This window comes from Paraglaciecola sp. (genome assembly GCF_039942875.1).
In the GTDB taxonomy this organism is placed as follows: Bacteria; Pseudomonadota; Gammaproteobacteria; order Enterobacterales; family Alteromonadaceae; genus Paraglaciecola.
In genome coordinates this window covers 41,657-50,435 of the sequence record NZ_JBDVBQ010000008.1, presented here as the reverse complement: position 1 = coordinate 50,435, position 8,779 = coordinate 41,657, and the positions used below count along the sequence as shown (strand labels likewise).

Sequence of the window (8,779 nt, the reverse complement as noted above, 5' to 3'; positions counted from 1 at the left end):
AATAGATGCTCCCTTTTAAACAGACGGCATATAACAAACGCATGAATTCACTCGCAAGCTCGCTGGGACAATTATTCGCTGGCTGCGGCTCATTCTTCGCCAAGTATAGCCAGCGAGTAATTGCCCGTTATGCGAAACGTTATGTTGTCATGATATATCGAGTAGCCTTTAAGGTTTGGAGTCTGGCACACCTTTAAATGCACAAGAATTGTTTTTAGCAAACGATATAGGAATTCAAAACCCAGAGAAAGTAAGGATTGCGTATGTGGATGAGGTTCCGTTCCCATACGAAAATTTTGCCCTGAAAATACTAGGTGAAGCACTCGGATTCATTGGTGAGGGTATCATCAACAACGCCCAAGTGTTCGGTTACTCAATTTATGTTCGTAATGGTTATGAACTGAATAGGCCAAAGCTTGCTCATGAATTGGTACATGTACTTCAAATTGAACGAACTAGTCTCGACCACGTAATCACTCAGCACTTTTCGGATTTAGCAGAATATGGATACGACAAAGCACCTTTAGAGGTCGAAGCGTTTAAAGCGAATAATGAATATGCTAGTGACTGGTAACCATGGGCGGTAGTAGAAAAACATAACAATCACACTAAACCGCTAGCAGGCTAACTGGGACAGTAACACCTAGACTCAGTCGCTTCGCTCCAATTTTAGCCTACCTGTTGTTGCTCGCTAATTGTGTGTAGTGAGCAACAAATTCAAAGCTGAAGAGGTCATTCATCTTGCAACCACCTAAGCAGAATCTTATGGCTGGTGTGTAAAGATTGAACAGATAGGAGTTACGCTATTACCTGACGAATAGTGCGAACCACTAAACTTTTTCTTTCAGGGTCAAGATTAGGTTTCTGTTTTAGCTATGTAACATAACCAAAAGAGCAATTCAGGTGCATTACTGGCAATGTTTGCTGGTGGCATGTGTATTTTAATTAGACTTAAATTAGGCAAAAACAAACAAGTACTGCCAAAAAATTAATAATCTTTTAAACTCTGTCTTTATAGGTTTTAAAGCCGGCCATAGTAGAGCGTTATTTATGCTTCAATAAACTAAGGGGGGTTGATATTTTGCATCATCATTTACAAATTTGCGCAAATTACACAGTCTTAAATGCTTGGGTGATTTGTAAGTCGCATAATGGACGAGGATAACAACATTTGGACTTGGTTTTAGTTTTTATAATAAATGGCTTACTCGTTGCGGCAGCAGTCGTAGTTCATTATTGGTGCCTCTTTAAAATATTCAAATCACTACCACTGTTTGATATTGCTCATAGCTTGAAGATTGTATTGGGTGTGTTCGGAGCCCTGATTGCTCATATTATTGAAATATGGATTTTTGCATTAGCATATTATCTTATGGTGCACGGAGTTAGCTGGGGTAGCCTTGAAGGGAGTTTCAATGGCAGCCTAATGGACTGTGCCTATTTTTCATTTACGGTGTATACAACAGTGGGGTTTGGTGACATCGAGCCCTTAGGTTATGTTAGATACCTTACAGGAATAGAGTCTTTGACTGGCTTAGTCCTTATTACCTGGACCGCTTCGTTCCTTTACCTAGAAATGCAGAAAAATTGGGAAAAATTTTAGCGCAAAGTGATGAGCTGCGCTTTGAGAGGTATGGCGATGATGACCAGAGTGTTGAAGTCATCACCTTTTTTAAATTGAGCGTTTACTTAATTAGCTTTCCAAAACATCAAGCTATGATTGATAGCATGACTACTGGGATCAAAACACGATAAGAGTAAGTATCACTAGAATAAGTGCCAACACCACAAAGTTAAAAATCTTCACGGCTAGTGAGTTTACCTAGCCGTAAAGTTCAATTAGTTAATGGTGATTTACTCTGCAGCTTTTAAGCTCTCAAACCTTAAGCCTTTGGCTGTGTGCTCTGTGAATCCTTCCCAATAACTATGTTCTGCTTTTGGTTGTGCTTGCTTGTCCATGGCCCAAATTCCGTCGTTAGAGTTAGGTACAAGTTCAAGGTAAGCTTGCATATTGTCATCATCTTTCAGGTATTTTGCTAACCATGCGCTAACAAAGTGCTGTGCTATGTTATTCATGCGTACATTGTCCCAAACGGCATCTATGTAATGTTCGCTTACATTAAAGCCTAGTCTCTCATCAAAGCGGTAAGACTCTTCAGGGGCAGGCATGACTGCACCAGCATTATGGTTAGCATGGTCAAAGGTGAGTAACGAACGATCTGTATTGCTCATACCTTGCCATATGGCTCTTACGCCATTTTCGTAACCTGATACGCTATCTTGTGACCCGGCCACTAATAACATAGGCACAGTGGCTGTTTTCAATGTGTCATTACTGAACATGTAATAGTTCATGCCCCAAGGTGCAAAAGCTATGATGGTTTTCAATCTTGGGTCAGCTTTTGGCTTAAGACCTGCTTGATGACGTTTAAGGGTACCAAATGGCGGGCTTTGTGGGCTATTGACCGCTATTTCTGTGACCCCAGCTCCAGCATTAACTACGGCCCCATACCCACCCATTGAATAGCCAATTAAAGCGGTGTTGTTGGCATCGACTAAGCCATATAAAAATGAGCCTTTATCTTGTGACATTTCATCAACTTGTGACAATACAAATAGTTGATCAACGGGGCGGTTTACTAGGGTTGAAGCAAAAGCGGCTTGAGTACGGTAAGTTGAATCAGTATGGTCGATAGATACCACTACATAGCCTTTAGATGCGATATTTTCAGCTAAGTGACTCAGTAAGTAACGATTTCCTGGGTAGCCATGAGAGATTAACACTAAAGGGTAGGCGCTTGGGGTTGATGCTGGTTTAGCATCTCGTATAGCTTTACCCGATAATTCAACCTGAGTTTTACCATCGCGAATGAAGGCATTTAAGATGTTGTCTCCCTTACTGCCTTTTTGGGCGGGGTACCAAACTTCTATAGTTAAGGGGCGGTCGTACTTAGGTAACTCTGCCGGTTGAGCTTGCGTGGTATCAATACTTAACATGTCAACTTGCCCAGGGTTCACGACTTTTAGCGTACGTACCCCGATATCAAATTCTCCATAAGCTGCTAATTTTGGAGCATCAGGACGTTGAGTATCAATGGGGTTTGCGGCAGATACTAAGCTTATATTACTACAATATAAAACTGCAGATAGCCCTACTAATAATGCCTTGAAGTTTATACTGCGCGTGATTAACTTAAATTTCATAATTTTCCTACTAAAAATTGGCTTTCATCTAATTACAGCATCTTTACTTGAATTTATATTAGACACTTTATAGATAACTAAAAACACTCAAAAACGACAGTGAGTTAAACTCTTAAGACAAAAAAGCATAAACCCCAAAAGTTTCAGTTTTCAGAGTATGAACAACTTTCTTTTCTATGGCTTTTTGAGTAGGCTTTTTCACTTTGTTTTAGACTCAAGCAGGCGCTTTATTTTGCAAACTCTTTGTGCACTTCGTTCTGGTCATTTAGCTGGTATTTCGGAGCTAGCTTTATCTGAATATTTAACCGATTTTCCCATGGAGATATTATCCTTAGCAGATAGTTTAGAGGTGTTAGATTTATCAAATAATCGATTAACCAGTTTGCCTGATGAAATAAAGCAACTAACAAAACTCAGAATACTATTTGCTTCTAATAATCCATTTGAAACCTTGCCGGAAAGTCTAGGTAAGTGCCCTAATCTAGAGATAGTGGGTTTTAAAGCTAATAAGATAAAGCATGTACCTGAAGCGTCGCTTCCTCAAAAGTTGCGTTGGTTAATTTTGACTGATAACAAAATTACCAGATTGCCTCAGTCTTTGGGTGAGCGGTGTCTGCTACAAAAATTAATGTTAGCTGGCAATCAATTAGCTGAATTGCCAAACAACCTTTCACAGCTTACCAATCTTGAGTTGGTGCGTATATCTGCCAATAAGCTTACGCAGTGCCCAGAGCAATTATTAGGTTTGCCAAAACTCGCTTGGATAGCTTTTTCTGGCAACCCTTTTAGTCAAGTACAGCATCACACACACTCTGTACCTCAGGTAGCTTTCTCAAGTATTGATGTAAAAAATGTACTGGGCCAAGGTGCATCTGGGGTGATTTCAAAAGCAACGTGGCGAGAGCCTCAATTGGAGCTTATTCAAGATATCGCCGTTAAAGTCTTTAAAGGTGAGTTAACTAGCGATGGCTACCCCGAAGACGAAATGCAAGCGTGTTTAAAAGCAGGGGCTCACCCCAATTTAGTTCAGCCAGTTGCACAGGTCACAGAAGACGATTTTAAAGCTTTAGTGATGGCGCTTATTCCTAAGCACTTCCGCAATTTAGGGTTACCACCTAGCTTTGAGTCTTGCACCCGAGATACCTTCGTAGAAGGCGAGAGTTTATCTATTGCTCACATCAGTAAAATAGTGGAACAAATGGAGTCGGTATTCGCGCACCTGCATAGTAAACAAGTTTGTCATGGTGATTTATACGCCCACAATACCTTGGTTGATGATGACGGAAATATGATCTTTGGTGATTTTGGTGCCGCGTCTATGTATCACATGTTAAACGAAAAACAGCAGGCTCAAATCATACAAATAGAACGCAGGGCATTAGGGTGTTTTATTGAAGACCTATTAAGTGTATGTGCTGATGAAGATATAGAAACCAAAGAATATCAAGTCTTAGTCAAGCAATAACAGGTTTGCATTTTAAAAGAATAATTGAAAACTAGACCATATTTTATAATTATAGACAATTGTTTTAAATATATGTCAATTTAATAAAACATAGCTAAAAATAACAATAATAAGGACAGAATGTTATGACATTTAGAAAAGACATTAATGGTCTTAGAGCTATTGCGGTAATCGCGGTTGTGTTGTTCCACTTTAATCCAAGTTGGGTGCAAGGTGGTTTTGCTGGAGTGGATGTATTTTTCGTTATTTCAGGTTTTTTAATGACTGGAATAATATTTAAAGGGCTAGAAAATAATAGCTTTTCCATTTTAAATTTTTATATCGCTAGGGCTAATAGAATTGTCCCTGCGTTAACATTTGTTTGCGCTGTATTACTTATATTGGGATGGTTTTACATCCCTCCTACAGATTATGAGCTTTTAGGTAAACACGTTGCTAGCAGTCTTGGCTTTATATCCAATGTAGTTTATTGGAGAGAAGCTGGATATTTCGATGCGGCATCACATGAAAAATGGTTGTTACATACCTGGTCTCTATCCGTTGAATGGCAATTCTACATAATCTACCCCTTGATATTAGTTCTTTTGAGTAAATTAATGCCATTAAGACTTATGAAAGTGTTACTGGCTATTGGTACAGTGTTGGCGTTTATTTTTGCAGTTATTGCTACGTATAGGTGGAGTAACTCAGCTTATTATTTATTACCGACTAGGATGTGGGAAATGATGGTTGGCTGTATCGCATTTATCTATCCACTGAACCTAAGCCGATTACAAAAAAGACTATTGGAGTGGTTAGGACTTGCTTTAATTTTAAGCTCTTATTTTTTTGTGTCGGAATTAAACCATTGGCCTGGCTATTTAGCTGCACTGCCCGTTGTTGGAGCCTTTTTTATTATTCAAGCGCAACGAAATGATAGCTTTTTGACGAGTAACTTCATTTTTCAAAAAATAGGTGCATGGTCATACTCTATTTACCTTTGGCATTGGCCTATTGTTGTCTTTTTATATTACCTAACACTTGGAGGCTGGTTCATTTATGGGGGGGTAGTATTGTCTATCTTGCTAGGTTTTCTCAGCCATAAATATATAGAAAATATAAAGTTTAAGAGAGATTTTAGTACTTTGTTGAGCTACGTAAAATGTAAACCTGTTTATATGGCCTTGGTAATAGGTTCAATGGGTGCTGTCGTTTTCTATAATCATGGTTTTCAAAGTCACTACCCTTTAAAAGTATTACAAATAAACAATGAATTAATCTCAAAAAATCCACATGGGTGTCTAGCAGACCAAGTGACTAGGAATCCTTTTGCCCCATGTTTTGTTGGAAACAAGGATAATATAAAGGCAATTGTTGTTGGTGATAGTCACGCCGATGCTCTTATCGGCGCTATAACCGCCTCTATGGATTTGAATAAAGAAGGATTGTTAGCATTAACTAAAGGTGGATGTATATTTATCTTAGGGGCTCATCAGAGGGGAGAGGGGGATGATTGTCTAAACGAAAATATTAAAAGAATGGAGCTGTTAAATCAAAACTATAATGATGTTCCGGTTTTTTTAGCGAGTAGAACATCATGGTATGTATATCAAAAACTAGGAGCAAACTTAAAACAGTATCAAGGGCCTAGAATATATTTTACTAAACCGCACTCTCAACCAAGTGCTGAGTTTTATGATGAATTTAAAGTCTACGTTACTAAGACTGTAAAAGAGCTAATGTTGAACCACCCCGTTTATTTAATTCAACCAACCCCTGAAATTGGGAAGCACATTCCTAAAGAATTAAGTAAAAACATTCTATTTAATATAGAAGGTAGTGACTTATCATTTGATCTCGATAAATATCATCAGAGAAATGACAATCTAAGAAAATTATTCAATGAAGTAGCTCAAGAAAATAACATAACGGTTTTAGATCCTATTCCTTATTTATGTGACCATTCTCGTTGTATAGCAGAGCTTGACGGGTTGCCAATTTATTATGATGATCACCATATAAGTGAATATGGAAATAAGTTGATAGCGCCTTTGTTTGAGTTTCTTGATTGAACGAAAAACAGCAGGCTCAAATCATACAAATAGAACGCAGGGCATTAGGGTGTTTTATTGAAGACCTATTAAGTGTATGTGCTGATGAAGATAAAAGTAGCCAGCAATATACTGAGCTGGCGAATAGAATGGTGAAGTAACTGGGTAGCTTATTGTGTCTCTAAAAAGTTCTGCTCTTTAATCGCAGCTGCCATTATGTCAATGCCCCGCTGCGATAAGTGTGCGGTATCCCAAACTAGGGGGGTTAAGCCGTCGTTTAGCCGACATAAGTCTTCTTTACAGAATGCTGCGTGCTTGTCGAATACTTTAACGCCTTTTATTTCGCTTAATAACTCGTTGGTTGTACGCGCCTTTTGGTCATTTCCTGCTAGTTTATACACATCTTTAACAACAGATGCTTCAGAAGCAAGGTCTACCACAGTGTTATCTAATGCGAAGCCTGCGTTAACTAAATACAGAGGAACATCACCATAAACTTTATTGTCAATGTCATTGAGAAGTGACTCTATACCGGCATCATCCCCATAAGCAGAGGCAAAGATTATTCCTTTTAAGGCGTGGTTTTTAAGAACAAATTGTTCAATGATTTCATCTAGCATCTCAAAGCATTGTTTGTTTGCTCCAGTTTTACGGCTGTAGGTCGCTGGAACACAGGCACTTTGTAATAACATTGCGAAGTTTGTTTCAGGATAAGCCAACTTTACTGCGTGCAGGAAGTCTCTACCGTGACTATCTCCCAAAATTAGAAAACCACTGTCTTGTAATTTAAATTGAAGGCAGTCTATGGCGCTCTCGACAGTTTGCTTGTTGCCATCTAAGGAGCATAAAAAAGAGGTTTGATAGCTTTCACCGTTATTAGTAAATGCAGGAGTTAAACGAAATTTATAGTGGAGTTCGGCGGTATCTCTATTAACCGTTAATTGTTTAATGTTTTCCACATATTCTAATTTCTGAGCCGAGTCATCTTCAATTTTTGAAAATAATCCTAATGCAGTGATAATCACAACCATATAAAGGGGTTTACATGTTAGGCACTGGCGTACATTTGTGAATTGTCGTCTAAATTTATAACTTTCGATTAAGTGGTAACTTAAGAACCCAAGAAATATTGATAGTGCTATCCCAAAGTAAACTGCGGCTCCGTTCAGGGCGAAATAAGACAGTGCCACAACAATAGGCCAGTGCCACAGGTATATGGAATATGACCATTTTCCTATTTTTTGAAACAACAGGTTACCGGTTAATAAACTATTACTTCTGTTGGCTTGAATAATGACAGCAGTGCCAAGCACAGACATATATATTAAATAGTCAGGCCAATAAGCTAATCCAAATAAGGGGATAAAGGCAGCGATGATTAAGATCAAACCAAGGTACTCTAAAGCTTGTTTGGATTTCTGGCTAATACGCAAGGGGTAGAAGTATACAAGCCCGCCGATTAGCATCTCCCAAGCTCTAGTGGGTAATAAGTAGTAGCTGGCGTTTGGCCATTTATAATTGGCCATAATCGAACCTAATACACTCAGTACAGTCGCCATTAAAAATAAAATTTTAAGGCGCGGCAAGGTAGTAATTTTACTGGTAATGAGTAGAAAAGCCGGAAATAAAATATAAAACTGCCATTCAACTGACAGCGACCAGGTATGTAATAGCCACTTACTTTGTGACAAGGCTTCAAAATACCCAGACTCTTGCCAATAAAGTATATTTGATACAAATGTTAGGCTGCCGGCGACATGTTTACCTAAGGCTAGGTACTCAGTAGGCGTTAGAAAAATAGCACCTAAAATCAACAGACTTAAACACAAAGCCGCTAAAGCAGGAATGATGCGATTTGCTCTGGCAACGTAAAAATGCAAAATAGAAAAGTTGTTTTGCTTGATCCCTTTAACGATTATCCCAGTCATTAAAAAACCAGAAATAACAAAAAATACATCCACTCCTGCGTAACCACCCGGTACCAGTGAAGGGATAAAATGGAAAATTACTACGGCTAAAACGGCGATAGCTCGTAAACCATTTATATCTTTTCTAAAATGCAATGCTACTGCTCCATTTA

General features: G+C 38.6%; 8 protein-coding genes. 6 read left to right on the top strand and 2 right to left on the bottom strand.

The window, feature by feature from the left end; translation table 11 throughout:
* Positions 1–175: 175 nt before the first annotated feature.
* The 3 genes from ABJE44_RS02195 to ABJE44_RS02185 all read left to right on the top strand — a co-directional run bounded on the left by ABJE44_RS02195 (position 176) and on the right by ABJE44_RS02185 (position 1,755).
* The gene (locus tag ABJE44_RS02195; protein WP_348110797.1) at positions 176–574 is read left to right on the top strand and encodes a hypothetical protein; all 399 of its coding nucleotides are present in this window, start codon (positions 176–178) and stop codon (positions 572–574) included.
* Positions 575–1,177: 603 nt separating this feature from the next.
* Entirely contained in the window at positions 1,178–1,603 is a 426-nt protein-coding gene (locus ABJE44_RS02190) for a potassium channel family protein (protein WP_348111080.1), read from the top strand.
* On the top strand, positions 1,588–1,755 hold the full coding sequence (locus tag ABJE44_RS02185) for a hypothetical protein (protein WP_348110798.1): 168 nt from the start codon (positions 1,588–1,590) through the stop codon (positions 1,753–1,755). Before ABJE44_RS02190 ends, ABJE44_RS02185 begins: the two co-directional genes overlap by 16 nt.
* Before the next feature lie 99 nt (positions 1,756–1,854).
* Here the strand turns inward: ABJE44_RS02185 and ABJE44_RS02180 are convergent, their stop codons facing one another.
* A complete protein-coding gene (locus ABJE44_RS02180; RefSeq protein ID WP_348110799.1) occupies positions 1,855–3,204 on the bottom strand; it encodes a dienelactone hydrolase in 1,350 nt (449 codons plus the stop codon).
* Between the two features lie 232 nt (positions 3,205–3,436).
* Here ABJE44_RS02180 and ABJE44_RS02175 point away from each other — a divergent pair, with 232 nt between their 5' ends.
* The 3 genes from ABJE44_RS02175 (at position 3,437) to ABJE44_RS02165 (ending at position 6,860) form a co-directional block, all read left to right on the top strand.
* Positions 3,437–4,669, top strand: coding sequence for a leucine-rich repeat-containing protein kinase family protein (locus ABJE44_RS02175; RefSeq protein WP_348110800.1), 1,233 nt, complete (start codon positions 3,437–3,439; stop codon positions 4,667–4,669).
* 125 nt (positions 4,670–4,794) lie between these two features.
* The gene (locus ABJE44_RS02170; RefSeq protein ID WP_348110801.1) at positions 4,795–6,720 is read left to right on the top strand and encodes an acyltransferase family protein; all 1,926 of its coding nucleotides are present in this window, start codon (positions 4,795–4,797) and stop codon (positions 6,718–6,720) included.
* Positions 6,717–6,860, top strand: coding sequence for a hypothetical protein (locus ABJE44_RS02165; RefSeq protein WP_348110802.1), 144 nt, complete (start codon positions 6,717–6,719; stop codon positions 6,858–6,860). The genes ABJE44_RS02170 and ABJE44_RS02165 overlap by 4 nt, the downstream gene beginning before the upstream one ends.
* 9 nt (positions 6,861–6,869) lie before the next feature.
* Here ABJE44_RS02165 and ABJE44_RS02160 read toward each other — a convergent pair whose 3' ends face one another.
* Positions 6,870–8,762, bottom strand: a complete 1,893-nt coding sequence (locus tag ABJE44_RS02160; RefSeq protein ID WP_348110803.1) for an acyltransferase family protein — start codon at positions 8,760–8,762, stop codon at positions 6,870–6,872.
* Positions 8,763–8,779 lie beyond the last annotated feature (17 nt).

Bases quoted from the DNA above. Each gene is read 5' to 3' on its own strand.
- ABJE44_RS02170 (WP_348110801.1), top strand. From the start codon at position 4,795: ATGACATTTAGAAAAGACATTAATGGTCTTAGAGCTATTGCGGTAATC.
- ABJE44_RS02180 (WP_348110799.1), bottom strand. From the start codon at position 3,204: ATGAAATTTAAGTTAATCACGCGCAGTATAAACTTCAAGGCATTATTA.